Origin of the sequence: Corallincola luteus, from assembly GCF_004336975.1 — a bacterium.
GTDB classification, from domain to species: domain Bacteria; phylum Pseudomonadota; class Gammaproteobacteria; order Enterobacterales; family Neiellaceae; genus Corallincola; species Corallincola holothuriorum.
On sequence record NZ_SJXE01000001.1, the window covers coordinates 1,227,605 to 1,244,923 of the forward strand.

Below are 17,319 nucleotides of genomic sequence, written 5' to 3' on the forward strand. Positions count from 1 at the left end.
ACATTGTGTTGCGTCACAGTCACGTAAAGCTCACTGGAGGGCGTCTTGGATACAAGCATGAAAATTCTGATCGTTGATGATTTCTCAACGATGAGGCGCATCATCAAAAACCTGCTGCGGGATCTGGGTTTTAACAACACTCATGAAGCCGATGACGGCAACACTGCGCTGCCTATGTTACAGGGTGGTGATTTTGATTTTGTTGTCACCGACTGGAATATGCCAGGCATGCAGGGGATTGATTTATTACGTGCTATTAGAGCTGACGATAAGCTGAAAAGCTTACCGGTACTCATGGTGACAGCGGAAGCGAAGAAAGAACAGATCATCGCTGCTGCTCAAGCCGGAGTAAACGGTTACATCGTGAAGCCTTTTACAGCCGCTACGCTGAAAGAAAAGCTCGACAAGGTTTTTGAGCGTCTGGGTTAATGCGGTGCAAAGGGGAGCTTTATGGCTGATTCAAATCTGCCAAGCTTAACGCTTGAGCAGGCTAAACACTTGGTTTCACTCCTAGAAGAAGGGGAAGAAGCGAAGGCGCAGCAGTTACTTTCAACGTCGCATCCGGCGTTCTCCAGCGACCTGTTTTCCGAGGTCGGCAAACTCACACGCCAATTGCATGACGCTTTGCAGGATTTTCAACTTGATCCGCGCTTAGGTAAGTTGGCCACTGACGATATTCCAGATGCGACACAACGATTAAATTACGTTTTAGAGAAAACTGAAGATGCGGCTAACCGCACGATGGACGCCGTGGATGCCAGTCTGCCCATCGCTGATCGTATGCATTCAGAGCTTGCCAAGCTAATGCCATCATGGAAATCCTTGATGGAGAGGCAGATAGAGCGGGGTCAGTTCAAAGAGTTGTGCCATAGTCTTAATGATTTCCTTGAATCTGCCGAAAAGGACTCAGATGTACTTAGAGAACGTCTGACCGAGGTTCTGATGGCGCAGGATTTTCAGGATCTAACCGGACAGGTAATACGGAGAGTCATCGAATTAGTAACAGAAGTTGAGGACAACCTCATTCATCTGCTGAAAGTGTTCGGTGCTCCAGAGAAAGTGGAAGAAACCAGTGCATCTCAAATTGAGGCTGAAGGCCCGATAGTTGATGCAGCAGAGAGAGAAGACGTAGTCAACGATCAAGATGATGTTGATGATCTTCTGTCCAGTCTCGGATTTTAAGGGGAAAGCCGCCCATGGGGTTTGAAGTTGATGAGGAAATCCTCCAGGACTTCCTGGTAGAAGCCGGTGAAATTCTCGAACAACTGCAAGAACAGTTGGTCGATTTGGAAAACAATCCGGAAGATTCTGACCTGTTAAATGCAATTTTCCGTGGCTTTCACACGGTAAAAGGCGGTGCAGGATTTCTTTCGTTGGCTGAACTTGTGGATGCTTGCCACGGCGCAGAGAACGTTTTTGACGTATTGCGCCAAGGAAAAAGACAAGTTACCCCAGAGTTGATGGATGTGATCCTTCAAGCGTTGGATAGCGTCAATGAAATGTTTGGTCAGGTTCAAGGTGGTGAACCCCTCACAGCCGCTGACCCTGAGCTATTACACGAGCTGCATCGTCTCAGTTCGCCTGAAGGTGCAGAAGCCCCTGCTGAACCCGAATCTGAACCTGTCGTTGAAGATGTCGTGGAAGAGCTCGCCAATGACCCTGAGGTGGTTGAAGCGGAGCAGCATCGCGCGGAAGGTGGCATTGATGAGATTTCAGATGATGAATTTGAAGCCTTATTAGATGAGCTACATGGCCCAGGTGGTGGCCCTACCGTTGAGTCCGCCGCACCATCGGCAGATGATGGCGATATTACCGATGATGAATTTGAAGCGCTATTAGACCAGTTGCACGGTAAAGGTCAGCACAGTGGTCAACCTGATGTACCAGCAACACCAGCTTCGGACCCTGCGCCTGCAGCTGGTGATGATGAGATCTCGGATGACGAGTTTGAGGCGTTATTGGATCAGCTTCATGGTCAAGGAAAGGGGCCAACCCTAGAGGGGGCCGCTCCGGCAGCGCCCGCAGCGAAGGCACCAGTGCAAAAACCTGCACCGACACCGAAACCTGAACCGGCGAAGCCTAAAGCGGAGGAAGCCGCGGCAAAAGCACCCGCCAAGCCGGCGGCGAAAGCTCCCGCAGCGGCAGCAAAACCTAAAGCGCCAGCTAAACCTGTGACACCTCAGGCGGAAGCCACGGTTCGTGTTGATACGGCGAGACTCGACCAAATTATGAATATGGTCGGTGAGCTGGTTTTAGTACGTAACCGTTTGGTGAGTTTGGTCGGTGCTAGTCGTGATGACGAAGACCTGGCAAAAGCGGTAGCGAACCTTGACGTTGTGACTGCCGATTTGCAGGGCGGCGTGATGAAGACCCGGATGCAACCGATCAAGAAAGTATTTGGTCGTTTCCCCCGGGTTGTACGAGATCTTGCCAGAAGCTTGAAGAAAGAGATCAACCTGGTACTGGAAGGGGAAGAAACCGATCTAGATAAAAACCTAGTTGAGGCGCTTGCAGATCCTTTGGTGCATCTGGTGCGTAACTCCGTCGATCACGGCATTGAGATGCCTGATATTCGTGAGGCCTCTGGAAAGCCACGTTGCGGTATAGTGAAGCTGACAGCTTCACAGGAAGGTGACCATATCCTGTTAACCATCGAAGATGATGGCGCGGGTATGGATCCAGAAAAACTCAAGCAGATCGCTATTTCCCGTGGGGTACTGGATGAAGACAGTGCCGCCAGGATGTCCGATAACGAAGCTTATAATCTGATTTTTGCTCCGGGCTTCTCAACCAAAGTTGAGATCTCAGATATTTCAGGCCGTGGCGTGGGTATGGATGTGGTTAAAACCAAGATCACCCAGCTAAATGGCTCTGTTTATATCGATTCGGAACGGGGCAAAGGCACCACGTTAGAGATTAAGGTGCCGCTAACGTTGGCGATTTTACCAACATTAATGGTGGTTATCGGCAAACAGACATTCGCGCTGCCGTTGGCTGCGGTGAATGAGATCTTCCACTTGGATCTGACGAAGACCAACATGGTCGATAGCCAGCTAACTATCATTGTTCGTAACAAAGCGATCCCGCTGTTCTACCTTGACGAGTGGCTGTTGGTTGGTTCAAAACCGCCAGCGAGAAGCGGCAACGGACACGTGGTGATTGTTCAGCAGGGGACGCAGCAGATAGGTTTTGTTGTTGACTCTTTGATTGGGCAGGAAGAGGTAGTGATCAAGCCTCTCGGCGCAATGCTGCATGGCACACCGGGAATGGCCGGGGCAACAATTACAAGTGATGGCGGTATTGCACTGATCTTGGATGTGCCAAGTCTGCTTAAAAATTACGCAAAAAAATAACAGTGAATTGATAGGTCGCCGTTAGCATTCTAGGCGGCCGATAAGGCGAGTAGGTATTCATGGCCATTAAAGTACTGGTTGTCGATGACTCCAGTTTTTTCCGTCGCAGAGTCAGCGAGATCCTTGAAAAAGATCGAGGATTAGAGGTTGTTGGAAGTGCGAATAATGGTAAGGAAGCAGTCGCACAAGTAAAGAAATTAAAGCCTGATGTGATCACCATGGATATTGAGATGCCAGTAATGGATGGTATCTCGGCCGTGAAAGTGATTATGGCGGAAAACCCCACGCCGATCCTGATGTTTTCTTCTCTCACACAAGAGGGAGCTAAAGCAACACTCGACGCTTTAGACGCTGGCGCAATGGATTTCCTGCCGAAAAAGTTTGAAGACATTGCCAAAGACAGAGACGAGGCTGCGAGCTTATTACAGTCTCGGGTGACTGCTTTGGGGCGTCGCCGGGCTATGCCTGCGCGCAGGGCCGCTCCAGCACCAACACCTAGCGCTGGCGGTCGTACGCCCGTCACGCCACGGCCTTTGGCAGGAAGAACACCATCGGTAACCGCTTCAACTGCAAGCAGTGACGCCCGGCGCTCACTGCCAGCGAAACGCAGTGGTAAACGATATAAGTTGGTGGCCATTGGCACATCAACCGGTGGCCCCGTTGCACTTCAAACTATTTTGACCAAAATTCCTGCCAACTTTCCACAGCCGATTATTTTGATCCAGCATATGCCGGCGTCCTTTACCGGGGCATTTGCTCAGCGTTTAAACTCGATTTGTAAGCTGAAGGTGTCAGAGGCTAAGGATGGCGACGTACTGCGTCCCGGACATGCCTATCTAGCACCCGGCGGCAAACAGATGTTAGTGGAAGGGCGCGATAGTAATGCCCGGTTGCGCATTATAGACGGTGGTGACAAGGTCAATTACAAGCCCTGTGTTGATGTCACTTTTGCTGCTTGTGCCAAGGTTTTCGGTGGTGACGTGTTAGCTGTCGTGTTGACCGGGATGGGGGCTGACGGTCGTGATGGCGCACGTTTGTTAAAGCAGAAGGGCGCCAAAATATGGGCGCAAGATGAGAAAAGCTGTGTGGTTTATGGCATGCCGCAGGCGGTCGCTGCCGCAGGCTTGTCTGAAGCCTCTATCCCATTAGATCAATGCGCGGAGCGCATCATCGTGGAAGCGGGGAATGGATAAACTCACCCTTGTTGGGTTTGTTGTTGCGCTGGTTGCCATTATTGGCGGACAGGTATGGGAAGGTGGCAGTGCATTGTCATTGCTCCACGGGCCTGCTTTCTTAATCGTCTTTGGTGGCACTTTGGGTGCGGTGATGATCCAAACGCCATGGCGACAATTTGTACACTCCTTTGTTTTGCTAAAGTGGATGATCCTTCCACCGCCAGAGCAGCATCCACGTCTTGTTTCTCAGCTGCTTGCTTGGTCTGAAGTCGCACGGCAAAAGGGCTTCTTAGCACTGGAAGATGCTTTATCGAAAGAATCGGATCCTTTTACTCGTAAGGCATTGATTATGTTGATTGATGGAGAAGAGCCTGAAGTGATCCGTGACGCGATGGATACAGAGATTATTTTGTATCGAGAGCATATGTTACGTTCTGCCAAAGTGTTTGAATCTATGGGAGGTTATAGCCCCACCATCGGCATTATCGGCGCTGTTTTGGGTTTGATTCAGGCCATGACGTTTCTTTCTGATCCGAACGAACTTGGCAAAGGGATCGCAACAGCGTTTGTTGCCACAATATATGGCGTGGGTTTCGCTAACATCCTCTTTCTGCCGATCGCCAATAAGATACGTGCTTTGGTGCATTCGCAAGTGTTAGGCAAAGAGATGGTAGTGGAGGGGATCCTGGCGCTTGCTCAGGGAGAGAATCCACATCGGATAGAACATCGGTTACTCGCCTTTGTTCCGCGCTGATTATGTATCGTTATCGTCGTCGCCACCTTACCGAAGACCATGAAAACTTAGATCGTTGGTTGGTTTCCTACGCCGATTACATGACGCTAATGTTTGCCTTCTTTGTTGTGCTCTATGCGATGGCAATGATTAATAACGAAAAGTTTGAACAGCTATCCGATAAGCTGGGTGAAGTTTTCAGTCAGCAAAAAGATCCTGGCACAGGTGTACCTGGTGAAGGACTGCTAGATGAATCGAAGCATGCAGATACCCCTCTCTATGGTGAGAGCTTAGTTGACGCTAAAGGGTCAAAGCTGGTTGACGCCGACACTGAGCTGACAACGCTAGACAAACAGCGCACCGGTACGCCACTGAGTGAATTGGAAAACCAGTTAAACGAAGCGCTACTTCCTGTGGTTGAAAGTGGCTTAGCTGATGTTGAGATAGATGGCGACTGGTTGATCTTAGAGCTGCGCAGTGGCTTGTTATTTGCCAGCGGCTCTGCCGGTTTAGGCCCGAATGCTCAGCCTGTGCTCTCCTCCATCTCTGATACACTTTCTCAATCGGCCAACTATATTCGAGTGAGGGGATTCACTGATGATCAGCCAATTCGTAACGAACAGTTCTCTTCCAATTGGGAATTATCTGTTGCTCGGGCTACATCAGTGCTGCGCTTGTTGGAGCAGCAACTGGATCCTGAAAGGCTGGCGATAGAAGCTTATGGCCCTTATCAGCCAAAAGTATCGAATGATACGGCGCGTGGGAGAGCGGAAAATCGTCGCGTAGTGATTGCTGTCTCTAAGTATGCCTGGACTCCTGAGATCCAAATCGCTAATGAAATTCTCATAGCGGACGATGATATGGATACGCAAGGTGCAGATACGCCAGCGGCGGATACTCAGAGCGATGAAAAACGTAGCAAGATACGCTTTATTCGGCTACCGAACGGCGCATTGCGTATTACCACGCGTGATGATTGAACAGAATTAGGTAAGGTTGGGAGTAGTCAGATTGAAGATCTGGACAATCGCAAATCAAAAAGGCGGCGTTGGTAAAACAACGACTGCGATCACTCTCGCTGGGATCCTGGCTGAGCGGGGTCACAATGTGCTGCTTATCGATACTGATCCCCATGCTTCATTGACCTATTACCTAGGAATTGATGCCGAATCTCTGGATATAACCACCTATGATCTGTTTCTTGCTGGCCGTGCTGTTAAGCGTGAAATGGTTGAAGCTGCACGTTTAAAAACGCCGTTTGAAGGGATCGACTTACTGCCTGCGACCATGGCGCTGGCGACACTAGACCGAAAATTTGGTCAGCAAGACGGAATGGGGTTAGTGCTAAGGCGCGCTCTGTCTTTAGTGGAAGACCAATATGATTATGCACTGATTGATTGCCCGCCTGTACTGGGGGTGCTAATGGTAAATGCACTTGCTGCCTGTGATCGTATTTTGATCCCGGTGCAGACTGAGTTTCTTGCCTTAAAGGGCTTGGAGCGCATGGTTCGCACTATGGAGATCATGCAGCGCAGTTGTGACAATCAATTTAAGTCAACCATAGTACCAACCATGTACGACAAGCGTACCCGCGCCTCATTGCAGGCGCTGGAGCACTTAAAGCAGCGACACCCCAATGAAGTGTGGAATGGGGCTATTCCTATTGACACCAAGTTTCGTGATTCTAGCCTGCATCATCGACCACCCAGCATGCACACGCCACACTCTCGCGGTGTGATTGCCTATAAAACCCTGCTGAATTACCTGCAGCAGGTGGGTACTGCCTCCCAGGATATGCCATGAAGGATTTCCTCAGCGCTACAGAGCGCACCATGGCAGAGTACTTTGGCGCTATGCTGCATGAGGATGATGGCGCGGTAGAGGCGATGCCAAAAGAATCGGTTGAAGCTGCGCATGTTTTATCTCGCTCAACCACTTCGTCGTTACAGCCTCAAGCTAAGATACAGCCAGAGCGACCTGATGTTGAGACATCAACCTTGGTGCGCCAGGCGCAGCCGGTAGAAGATTTACTGAAGCAGGTCGCCCAACATACGGCTTCTCCATTGGCATCATTGACGACAGCTGATACGTCAGCTGAAAAGCCGGTCAGGGAGTTGCCAGAAGAGATCCAGGATTGGGTTATCGAAGAACCTGCGAAGCCTGCGCCTGTGATCGAAAGCGCGCCAGCTGAGCCACTAACGATAGCAACCGATCCTGAGCTGCAAGGGTTGAAAAACCTGTTGGCTGAATCTGGTTTAGACCAGCTAACGGAAACGATTATTCCGCCAACTAAGGTGGATAGTCCACTCAATGATAGTGAATTTCAGACTCTGTTCTTTGAAGTGGCAGGTTTAACCCTGGCTGTTCCTCTTAAACAGCTAGGGGGGATCATGCAGATAGGGCGGATCCACAAGTTGATTGGCAAGCCTTCGTGGTTCAAAGGTGTGATGAACGTCCGCGGAGAGAAGCACAATGTGGTAGATACTGCGATGTGGGTCATGCCAGAGAAATACAATAAGAAATTGGCAGAGCACCTAAACTATCAATATCTTATAATGCTTGATAGTTCGCCTTGGGGTTTGGCTGTGGAAAACATTGTCACCGCAGAGCCATTATCTCAAGAGGGTATCAAGTGGCGTACAGAGCGTGGTAAACGTCCTTGGTTAGCAGGGATGGCCATAGACCGTATGTGTGCATTATTGGATGTTGAACAATTAATTTCCCTGCTAGATAAGGGGCTAGAAAGCTGAGTTTAAGACTCGGTGGATAGTCTATTAAGCATTAGCTTAGAAGCGTAGGAGCGTAACTAATGGCTGAAGAGCGTAATACCCAGAGTGATGATGCAGTGTTGCAGTGGGTGACTTTCCGACTGGAAAATGAAACCTACGGCATTAATGTAATGCAGGTTCAGGAGGTTTTGCGTTATACCGAAATCGCCCCTGTACCCGGTGCTCCAGACTACGTATTGGGTATTATCAATTTGCGCGGTAATGTGGTTACCGTGATCGATACCAGGTCGCGATTTGGTTTGCCGCCAGCAGAGCTGACTGATAATAGCCGTATTGTGATTATTGAAGCGGAAAAGCTGGTCATCGGTATTTTGGTCGACAGTGTTGCTGAAGTGGTTTATCTCAGATCGTCTGAGATTGATACGGCACCAAATGTCGGTACTGAAGAGAGCGCCAAGTTTATTCAGGGTGTTTCAAATCGTGATGGCGAACTGCTTATCTTGGTTGATCTCAACAAGTTATTGACCGATGAAGAGTGGGAAGATCTGCACGGCTTCTAAGCTGGTTGCTTGTCGGATGATGATTGCATGACCCTTGCTGAGTTAGCGCTGGTACTATCTGTTTTGATGCCTGTAGTTTTTGCTGTGGGCGTTTGGTGGTGGCTGCATGGCGTGAATGAGCGGATGCAGATCCTGGAATCAGACCGAGACAATGCAGAACAGCAGCTCTATGAAGTGCGGCAGGAGCTGCATGAGATCCGCGCTGGTGCGTTAGGCGTGGTTAAGCGAGTGAAGCTACTGGAACAAGAGGTGCTAGAAACGGCTGAAAAGCAAGAAGCCATGGCGCTCAATGACCCAGAGAATCGACTGTACAACCGAGCGATGAAAATGGTATCGCTCGGGGCCGATCTAGAAGAGGTAATGACTGAATGTGAGTTGCCTCGGGCGGAAGCGGAGCTGCTATTTACTCTTCATCGCAATAAAACCACCAGCTAAAGCGCACTCCAGCAGCGCTCTGTTCTATTAGACTTTGGCGCCGATGCCGCCGCCAGCTGTTTTCCAAAACTCCGGCATTTTACCCTGCAGTAGATAACTAAACGCGATCAGTTCAGCGATCACGGTGAACAGTTCCTTTGGGATCTCCTCACCTAATTCGATTTTTTGCAGAAAGGCCGCCAGCGCTGGGTCCTGATGAATATGAATGCCGTGGGCTTGCGCTTCGTTGATGATCTCTTCTGCCAGTAACCCATATCCTTTGGCAAGCACTTCTGGGGCCTGGTTACCATCAAACCCGAGCGCGATCGCTTCGAGCTGCTTGGCTGCGGGCTGCTCAGTAGGTAACTCCTCGTTGCTTTGATCTTCACTCATGGATTAAATCTCCTGTCATACCTGCACCGCGATCAGCTGGTGCTCTTTTGGCAACAAGGTGGCAGGAACGGTGCCTTGTTTACTGGCGATCTCTGTATTAAACCCAATTTGTTGTAGACGGGTGTCGAGTGTTGACAGGTGGTTGTCGACTAGTCGTTTTAGTCCGCCTTTACTAGCGACTAAACGCAGCTTTAGTTGTTGCTCATGCAGTCTGGCTTGCGCCATGAGCGCGCCATGTTCACCCACATCCAGTTTTAATGTCAGCTGCCAGTTCTTTAGTTTTTCATCCTGATTTGGATTGTCTTTATTATCTTCATCGCGGGGCGGATCTATGCGCCCTTCAACTTGCTTAAATAGACCCCCTTCGTTGATTGGCAGGGAAAAATAGCTGGGGGAGCCAGTTGCTTGTTCGCTGCTCTGCGCCTGAAATAGCTGTGTTTGTTGGGCTATCTGACCAACGCTTTGTTGTAACCCCTGCAGTTGTCGGGCCGGAAGCGAATTGCCGGACAACCGTTGTTCAAACGAACGACCTGTAGCACCAGCCTTAACCGCTGTTTTATTCAATAAGGTGGATAGCTTCCCTGAAAACAGCAGATTCATCAGTAGGCCTAACGAATCATTTGCAGGCGTGGCCATCGGACTACCGCCCTGCAGTGTCGCTAAGGTCATCGCCATCAGTTGTGGTGAGAAAGGTTGAAATAGTAATTGTGACCGGATCCATTGCTGCACTTGCTCCGGTTTCACCTCGCTGGTTTTTGGCGTCTGTTGAAGAAACTGCTCAGTCAGTGCTTTGATGCCGTTGGCCAGCTCCGTTGCCCCCGAACCCGCTATTTTCTGTGCGCCATCAGCGGGTAATGGCTGGCTAGGTGTTGCTAGTTCATTAACCATTTTTTGCAGGTTCGTCAGTGCGCTGTCTAAAGGCTTTACGCCTTGCGATAGCAGGGGCAGTAGCTGTTTCAAGCTAGCCACTTGGGCGTTGCTTAGCTCTGGCGTTGCTGAAACCTGCTTAGGTGGTGGCGTTCCCGCCTGCTGAGACAAGGTGATCTGTCCCGGTTGGGCGTTGTTCAGTAGAGGCTTGTCGGTGCGCGGTATGGCAGCCGTTAAGATCAGCAATTTTGCCAACTCTCTGCCCAACAGAGAGCTGTCATTGATCTGGTGGCTCTGAGAGTGTCCCGGTTGGCCTGCCGTGGGGGGCGTTGGCCAACTTACCTGATAACCATTGCTGGTTTTTACGATCGTCAGTTGCTTAGGTAAAACGGCGAGACTGGTAAGTTGTGCTTGGAGCTCTTTGGGCAGAGGTTGCGCCTGACCGTTAGGCAGTTGGATTGCGATCCCACCATCGCGGTTTGTTTGCAAGGGGAGGTTCAATTGCTGGGCTTTGGCCTCCGTTCCTAGCAGTGCGCCTGCCAGTTCTTTGGCTAACTGAAATTGTGCCACAGGTTGACTCGGCTGCTGCCAGCGTAATGACACTGCAATCTGCTTAAGCGCCTCGCCTACGGTTTTTGCTGGCATCACCGCTACGTTTGCTATCTCCACTTTCGGCAGTGATGTTGCAGACTCGGGGGCGAGAGGGAGTGTTGCTGGTAACTGCGCCTGGGCTGCCGGAGGCAGTACCGTGGTGATTTGATTCATCGTTACTTGCCAACGTTGGTCGGCTTGCGTGACGGTAAACATGCTGGCAAGGGTTTTTAGTTGTGCCGGAGAAAGTGAAGAGAGAATGCCTTGCTGTGGGTTCTGTCCTGAGGGTTGCCCCTGCATTGGCTGCTGAAGCGTCGGGTGGAGGCTGGGCCGTTGATAGCCGACACTTTGGGCACCTTGGTTGAGTTGATTGAGTAAGCTCTGTGCTTGTTTATCCGTCAGCGTTAATGGCAGCACAACTTGTCCTGCTTGTGCCGGAAGTTGCAGTGTTACAGTGACCTGCTGGCCAGTGACTTTGATTTCAATATTGACCGCCAGTGTGGCTTGAAGCTGCCCCGGTGTTGCTGTCAGTGCTGGATTGCCAGCATTTGAACTTACCAGTTGTTGCGTGGCTGATTGCAGCGCTTGTTTAATCGGTGCGGGCAGGTTTGTATTGCCGGGCAGGGGTAATGGTTTTTCGTTGTTGGTTGCGGTCGATTGGCCGTGGCCTGTGGCTGCTGCTGAGTTGGCTGATGTTGTTAGTTGCCATTGACCCTGCTGGTAACTTAACGCGCCGGTCGCTAGATAGGTGCCGTTGGCCAGTTTAGCGCTATTGGAGGCGATCCCAGCCTGATTATCGCCAAGGCCAAGAGCCGCAGCGGATGCTGACAGCTTGCTTGATTGGGGCGGCGATGGTGGGATCTCATTACTCATATCGCTAGCCTAGTGTGCTTGTGAAGTAAGAGCAATGATCGGTTATTTGCAGTTTGACTGTGACGACGTTTTCACTCCTTAATGTCCATACATTTTGTAGCCTTGTTACCGGTACGGGCTGTGTTAACATCGGGTGGGATTTTTAATTCTTAACTGGGATAACTCTGAGTAATGCTGGAAGCGACGGGGCTCTGCTGTATAAGAGACGATAGGTTACTGTTTCAGTCACTTGATCTTGCTGTGGGTAGTGGTGAGTTATTGCAGATCGAAGGCCCTAATGGTGCAGGAAAAACCAGTTTGTTGCGCATTCTCGCAGCGTTATCGCAACCGCAGCAAGGACGTATTCTGTTTAACGGCGAAGCGATTGACAGCGATCGTGAAGGTTACTTTTCCCAGTTATTGTATCTTGGCCATAAAGCAGGCATCAAACAAGAGATGACGCCGTTGGAGAATTTAGAGTTCTACCAACAGGTCGCCCCGGCAAAAGTGGATGCGTCATTGTGGCAGATGTTGGCTTTAGTTGGTTTGGCCGGCTATGAGGATATGCCTGCCGGTAAGCTAAGTGCTGGACAGCAGCGTCGTATTGCTTTGGCACGGTTGTGGCTTAGCAGTGCCAAGTTGTGGATCTTAGATGAGCCATTTACTTCATTGGACAAGCAAGGTGTTGCAGGCTTGCAACAACACTTTGCCGCCCACCTGCAGCAAGGCGGTGCAATCATTATGACCTCCCATCAAGAGTTGCACATGCCAACGGTGCCGGTTCGTCGTTTGATGCTGGGCAGCTCTGTGGAAGACGTTGCCGGGGCGGGAACAGGATCTGAACCGGCCCCTCAGCAAGTACTCGTTTCAGGTGGGGTGCAATAAGTTGTTAGCGACCTACCGTTATCTTATCGGCCGTGAGTTAAAAATCGCCCTGCGACGTAAAGCGGATATTATCAACCCGCTGTTGTTTTACTTGATTGTCGTCACGCTGTTTCCCCTTGGTATCGGGCCTGAGCCAAATCTGTTGCTACGTATGGCCCCTGGAATTGTTTGGGTAGCGGCTTTGTTGGCCTCTATGTTGGCCTTGGAGCGTCTGTTCCGGGATGATTTTCTCGATGGTACGCTGGAACAGATGCTGTTGTTGCCGATTCCCGCCAGCATTATGGTGTTGGCGAAAGTCACTGCCCATTGGCTGTTAACCGGTCTGCCTATCGTTTTGCTGTCACCCTTGCTGGCAGTGCTGCTGGGGTTAGATTTCAACACGTTTGAAGCTGTGGTGTTGACGTTATTGATCGGCACACCAGCATTGAGCCTGCTCGGCGCTATTGGTGTGGCATTAACGGTTGGGATTGGTCGCGGCGGCGTGTTGGTGAGTTTGCTGATTTTGCCGCTCTATATCCCAGTGTTAATTTTTGCTACGTCGGCGATAGATGCTGCGGGTTTGAATATGCCATACAATGGCCAATTAGCGATTTTGACTGCGTTTTTCGTCGGTGCTTTGGTTCTGGCACCCATAGCGACTGCCGCAGGATTAAAAGTAAGTAATAGCTAACGCTGATAGCGTTAAATCTAGCCACCCGTTATATCAGGATATGCTATGTGGAAATGGTTACACCCTTACGCAAAAGCTGAAAATGCGTACCGACTGGCCGGTCGTATGTTGCCATGGTTTATGGTGCCGGGGGCGCTGCTATTGCTGATTGGTACGGTATGGGGGTTAGGCTTTACGCCAACGGATTGCAAACAGGGTGATGGTTTCCGCATTATCTATATCCATGTACCTGCGGCGTTTATCTCCATGGGTGCTTATGTGACGATGGCGATCGCTGCGTTGGTGGGCATGGTTTGGCAGATCCGTCAGGCCGACTATGCGGTGGCGGCATTTGCGCCGGTAGGCGCAGCTTTTACCGTGATAGCCTTGGCAACGGGGGCTATCTGGGGCAAGCCGATGTGGGGCGCTTGGTGGATCTGGGATGCCCGACTCACTTCCGAACTTATCCTACTGTTTCTTTATCTCGGCGTGATTGCTTTATATAACGCATTTCCCGATCGCACCTTAGCCGGACGCGCTGCCGGCATTTTAGCTTTGGTTGGGGTGGTGAACTTACCTATTATCCATTACTCCGTCGAATGGTGGAACACGCTGCATCAAGGTGCCACCATCAGTAAATTTGAAAAACCATCCATGGATAGCAGTATGTTGTGGCCCTTGCTTATCAATATCCTGGCGATCTCGTTGGTGATGGTCGCGATGGGATTGGCCAATTTCCGTAATGAGATATTGCGGCGGGAAGCTAACCGTCCGTGGGTCGCTAAGGTATTAAAAATCAGTGACACCAGCGCAAACACAAATGAGAAGGGGGCTCCGTTATGACACCAGTGATCGGTGATTGCCTGCAAACCGGTATCCATGATGCTTATATCATCGCCTCTTTTGCATTATCGGCCGTTGTTTTATTGGCCATGGTGGGATGGATTGTTTGGTCAAAGAAAGCGTTAAAGAAAGAGATTATGTCGAGAATGGCTAGAGATGTTCGTCGTAACCAAGCACAGAAACTGGAGCGCGCCCTATGAATCCAAGACGTAAAAAGCGCCTATTAACGGCCATTGCTATCATCTCTGGTGCCGGAGCGGTGATTGCGCTCATGCTGTATGCGTTGAATCAGAATATCGATCTGTTCTATACCCCTAGTGAGCTGGTTAACGGTAAAGGCCCTAATCTGGAAAAGCCGGCCGTCGGCCAAAGGCTGCGGATTGGTGGCATGGTGGTGCCGGGCTCTGTGGTGCGAGATCCACAATCGCTGAAAGTCAGTTTTGACGTAATTGATTCCGGCCCTGTGGCCACCGTGGTGTTTGATGGAATTTTGCCGGATCTTTTTCGTGAAGGGCAGGGGATTGTCGCGCAGGGCGTACTGCTAGATGCTAATACCGTGCAGGCGACCGAAGTGCTGGCTAAGCATGATGAAGAGTATATGCCGCCTGAAGTAGCTGAAGCACTTAAAGGCATGGATCATATGAAGTCTGATTACGGCAACACGGAGAGCTAGTCATGATCCCAGAGATTGGCCATTTTGCCCTGATCATCGCGATGACGCTCTCGTTTTTGTTAGCCAGTTATCCGTTGTATGGTGCGCTAACCCAAAAACAGGGGCTGATGAAACTGGCAAGGCCGCTGGCATTGGGTCAATTTGCGTTTACGTTTGTATCGTTTTTGTGTCTGGTATGGGCGTTTGTCTACAACGATTTTACCGTTGCCTATGTGGCGCACAATTCAAATACTGCGTTACCTGTTTATTACCGGGTGTCAGCCGTATGGGGGGCCCATGAAGGGTCGCTATTACTATGGGTGCTGATCCTGTCGGGGTGGACAGCCGCCGTTGCCCTGTTTAGTCGCGCCCTGCCGCTTGATGCGGTTGCACGTGTGCTGGCCGTGATGGGTATGGTGGGGATAGGTTTCTATCTGTTCGTCTTACTCACGTCTAATCCGTTTGACCGTTTACTGCCAATCTTCCCTATCGATGGACGGGATCTTAATCCGTTGTTGCAAGATGTGGGGCTGATTATCCATCCGCCCTTGCTGTATATGGGGTATGTGGGTTTCTCCGTGGCTTTTGCCTTTGCTATTTCCGCGCTGATGACAGGGCGTTTAGACAGCGCCTGGGCTCGCTGGTCGCGTCCTTGGACAATGGCGGCATGGATATTCCTTACTTTAGGCATCGCTTTGGGCAGCTGGTGGGCGTATTACGAACTAGGTTGGGGCGGCTGGTGGTTCTGGGACCCGGTAGAGAATGCTTCGTTTATGCCTTGGTTAATCGGCACCGCATTGATCCACTCATTGGCGGTGACAGAAAAACGTGGTGTGTTTAAGGCATGGACAGTACTGCTGGCGATCTCGGCGTTTTCGCTAAGCCTGTTAGGTACCTTCCTTGTGCGGTCTGGGGTGCTGGTGTCGGTTCACGCCTTTGCCAGTGATCCGGCGCGGGGTCTGTTTATTCTTGCTTTCTTGGGGATAGTGATTGGTGGTTCATTAGTGCTGTTTGCCTGGCGCGGCAGTGAAGTGAAAAGCCATGGTCGCTATGAACTGTTTTCCCGCGAAGTCATGCTGATCGGTAATAACGTATTTCTCACGGCTGCAACCTTAGTGGTGCTGCTTGGTACCTTGCTTCCTCTATTTTACAAAGAGTTAGGGCTGGGAAGTATCTCCGTTGGTGCGCCATTCTTTAATGATATGTTTACCGTTTTGGTGATCCCTTTTGCCATTTTGTTAGGTATCGGGCCTTTGACCCGCTGGCGTCGTCAAGCTTGGTCGCCTTTGGCTATGCCTTTGACCATTGCTGGCGGTATGGCACTGTTATTAGCCTTTGTGTTGCCGGTGATCTATGCCGATAGCATGCCTTGGCATGCGGTGTTGGGGCTAGCCCTGGCGCTATGGGTCACCTTGAGCACTGTGCAGGAGATCCGCCTACGTATCGGGGTGAAGAATGACGGTTTGCGCGGTTTAACCCGCTTGACCCGCTCCCACTGGGCAATGGTTTTGGGGCACTTGGGTTTTGCCGTGACCTTGATAGGCATTGCACTGACCAGCAGCTATACCATTGAAAAAGATCTCCGTATGGTGCCGGGCGACACGGTTGAAATGCGCGATTATCAGTTTCGTTTTGAGGGCGTTAAGGATGTTCAGGGACCAAACTATAGCGCCAGTGCGGGCATACTTACGGTATTCGAGGACGGTAAACAGTTGACCACCTTGGTGGCGGAGAAGCGTTTTTACCCTGTACAACGCTCGGTTATGACAGAAGCAGCAATTGATGCTGGCTTTACCCGTGATCTGTATATGGCGCTGGGCGAAGAGTTAACCGATGGTGCCTGGGCAGTACGTATCTATTACAAGCCATTTGTCCGCTGGATCTGGGCGGGGGCATTGCTGATGTCTTTGGGTGGCTTACTGATGTTGATGGATCGTCGTTACCGTATGGCGAAAAAAACAGTGGTTACGCCTGCTTCATCTAAAAGTGATGAAACTAAAGTCACGGAGGCGCAGGCAGTATGAGCCGTCAGCAGCGTTTATTCGTTTTTCTTATCCCGTTTTTGCTGTTCCTAGGCTTGGCGGCATTTTTAATGCGCGGACTGTTCTCTGACCCAAGGGAGCTGGAGTCGGTGCTTGTGGGCAAGCCGGTGCCGGCGTTCAAACTGCCAGATCTTTATCAACCAAGCGTCATCCGTGATCAAGCGGTATTGGCGGGACAGCCGACGCTGCTGAATGTCTGGGCTACCTGGTGCCCCACTTGCCGTGCTGAGCATGCTTTTTTGAATGAATTGGCGGCGACTGGCGTTCATATCATCGGTCTTAATTACAAAGATGACCCGGTAAAAGCCAAGCAATGGCTAGCCCAACTGGGTAACCCCTACGCGGTAAATCTGCTGGATGTGCGGGGCACACTGGCGTTGGATCTCGGGGTTTATGGTGCGCCGGAAACATACATTATCGATGTTGATGGTGTGGTGGTATATCGCCATGTTGGTGACGTTAACGCGCGTAATTGGAAAGCGTTATTGGAGCCTCTGTACCGTGAAGCGAGCCAATCAAAGACGGTACCACAAGCGTCGTTAACTCGAGGATTGCGTGAGGTGGCTAAATAATGCAGCCCA

The 17,319-nt window shown here is 50.7% G+C and carries 19 protein-coding genes; 17 read left to right on the forward strand and 2 right to left on the reverse strand.

Going from position 1 to position 17,319, the window contains the following annotated elements:
- The first annotated feature begins 45 nt into the window (after nt 1–45).
- The 10 genes from cheY to EZV61_RS05465 are packed head-to-tail and all read left to right on the forward strand — an operon-like array spanning nt 46 to nt 8,985.
- A complete protein-coding gene (gene cheY / locus EZV61_RS05420; protein WP_114339744.1) occupies nt 46–429 on the forward strand; it encodes a chemotaxis response regulator CheY in 384 nt (127 codons plus the stop codon).
- 21 nt (nt 430–450) lie between these two features.
- Entirely contained in the window at nt 451–1,182 is a 732-nt protein-coding gene (locus EZV61_RS05425; protein WP_114339743.1) for a protein phosphatase CheZ, read from the forward strand.
- Between the two features lie 14 nt (nt 1,183–1,196).
- Nucleotides 1,197–3,353 carry a chemotaxis protein CheA gene (locus EZV61_RS05430; protein WP_114339742.1) on the forward strand — a complete coding sequence of 719 codons (2,157 nt, stop codon included), beginning with the start codon at nt 1,197–1,199 and terminating at the stop codon, nt 3,351–3,353.
- 59 nt (nt 3,354–3,412) lie between these two features.
- Nucleotides 3,413–4,546, forward strand: coding sequence for a protein-glutamate methylesterase/protein-glutamine glutaminase (locus EZV61_RS05435; protein WP_114339741.1), 1,134 nt, complete (start codon nt 3,413–3,415; stop codon nt 4,544–4,546).
- Entirely contained in the window at nt 4,539–5,282 is a 744-nt protein-coding gene (locus EZV61_RS05440) for a flagellar motor protein (RefSeq protein WP_114339740.1), read from the forward strand. Before EZV61_RS05435 ends, EZV61_RS05440 begins: the two co-directional genes overlap by 8 nt.
- 2 nt (nt 5,283–5,284) lie before the next feature.
- Nucleotides 5,285–6,241, forward strand: coding sequence for a flagellar motor protein MotB (locus EZV61_RS05445; RefSeq protein ID WP_114339739.1), 957 nt, complete (start codon nt 5,285–5,287; stop codon nt 6,239–6,241).
- A gap of 31 nt (nt 6,242–6,272) precedes the next feature.
- A complete protein-coding gene (locus EZV61_RS05450; protein ID WP_114339738.1) occupies nt 6,273–7,064 on the forward strand; it encodes a ParA family protein in 792 nt (263 codons plus the stop codon).
- Nucleotides 7,061–8,011 carry a chemotaxis protein CheW gene (locus tag EZV61_RS05455; protein ID WP_240695148.1) on the forward strand — a complete coding sequence of 317 codons (951 nt, stop codon included), beginning with the start codon at nt 7,061–7,063 and terminating at the stop codon, nt 8,009–8,011. Before EZV61_RS05450 ends, EZV61_RS05455 begins: the two co-directional genes overlap by 4 nt.
- 59 nt (nt 8,012–8,070) lie before the next feature.
- Nucleotides 8,071–8,550, forward strand: coding sequence for a chemotaxis protein CheW (locus EZV61_RS05460; protein ID WP_114339737.1), 480 nt, complete (start codon nt 8,071–8,073; stop codon nt 8,548–8,550).
- Nucleotides 8,551–8,577: 27 nt separating this feature from the next.
- Complete coding sequence (locus tag EZV61_RS05465; protein WP_114339736.1) at nt 8,578–8,985, forward strand: DUF2802 domain-containing protein; 408 nt, start codon at nt 8,578–8,580, stop codon at nt 8,983–8,985.
- Between the two features lie 27 nt (nt 8,986–9,012).
- On the opposite strand, the gene EZV61_RS05470 is transcribed toward EZV61_RS05465, so the two are convergent.
- Together EZV61_RS05470 and fliK are read right to left on the reverse strand one after the other, a co-directional pair.
- The gene (locus EZV61_RS05470) at nt 9,013–9,357 is read right to left on the reverse strand and encodes an EscU/YscU/HrcU family type III secretion system export apparatus switch protein (RefSeq protein WP_131414559.1); all 345 of its coding nucleotides are present in this window, start codon (nt 9,355–9,357) and stop codon (nt 9,013–9,015) included.
- A gap of 15 nt (nt 9,358–9,372) precedes the next feature.
- Nucleotides 9,373–11,688, reverse strand: a complete 2,316-nt coding sequence (gene fliK / locus EZV61_RS05475; RefSeq protein WP_131414560.1) for a flagellar hook-length control protein FliK — start codon at nt 11,686–11,688, stop codon at nt 9,373–9,375.
- A 171-nt stretch (nt 11,689–11,859) separates the two neighbouring features.
- Between fliK and ccmA the strand changes: the two genes are divergently transcribed.
- The 7 genes from ccmA to EZV61_RS05510 are packed head-to-tail and all read left to right on the forward strand — an operon-like array spanning nt 11,860 to nt 17,310.
- Nucleotides 11,860–12,552 (forward strand): cytochrome c biogenesis heme-transporting ATPase CcmA, encoded by a 693-nt coding sequence (ccmA, locus tag EZV61_RS05480; RefSeq protein WP_114339733.1) that lies wholly within the window; start codon nt 11,860–11,862, stop codon nt 12,550–12,552.
- Nucleotide 12,553: 1 nt separating this feature from the next.
- Nucleotides 12,554–13,222 (forward strand): heme exporter protein CcmB, encoded by a 669-nt coding sequence (ccmB, locus tag EZV61_RS05485; RefSeq protein WP_114339732.1) that lies wholly within the window; start codon nt 12,554–12,556, stop codon nt 13,220–13,222.
- Nucleotides 13,223–13,267: 45 nt separating this feature from the next.
- The gene (locus EZV61_RS05490; protein ID WP_114339731.1) at nt 13,268–14,044 is read left to right on the forward strand and encodes a heme ABC transporter permease; all 777 of its coding nucleotides are present in this window, start codon (nt 13,268–13,270) and stop codon (nt 14,042–14,044) included.
- Complete coding sequence (gene ccmD, locus EZV61_RS05495; protein ID WP_114339730.1) at nt 14,041–14,244, forward strand: heme exporter protein CcmD; 204 nt, start codon at nt 14,041–14,043, stop codon at nt 14,242–14,244. Before EZV61_RS05490 ends, ccmD begins: the two co-directional genes overlap by 4 nt.
- The gene (gene ccmE, locus EZV61_RS05500) at nt 14,241–14,717 is read left to right on the forward strand and encodes a cytochrome c maturation protein CcmE (protein ID WP_114339729.1); all 477 of its coding nucleotides are present in this window, start codon (nt 14,241–14,243) and stop codon (nt 14,715–14,717) included. Before ccmD ends, ccmE begins: the two co-directional genes overlap by 4 nt.
- Before the next feature lie 2 nt (nt 14,718–14,719).
- On the forward strand, nt 14,720–16,720 hold the full coding sequence (locus EZV61_RS05505) for a heme lyase CcmF/NrfE family subunit (RefSeq protein ID WP_114339728.1): 2,001 nt from the start codon (nt 14,720–14,722) through the stop codon (nt 16,718–16,720).
- A complete protein-coding gene (locus EZV61_RS05510; RefSeq protein ID WP_114339727.1) occupies nt 16,717–17,310 on the forward strand; it encodes a DsbE family thiol:disulfide interchange protein in 594 nt (197 codons plus the stop codon). Before EZV61_RS05505 ends, EZV61_RS05510 begins: the two co-directional genes overlap by 4 nt.
- Nucleotides 17,311–17,319: the final 9 nt, after the last annotated feature.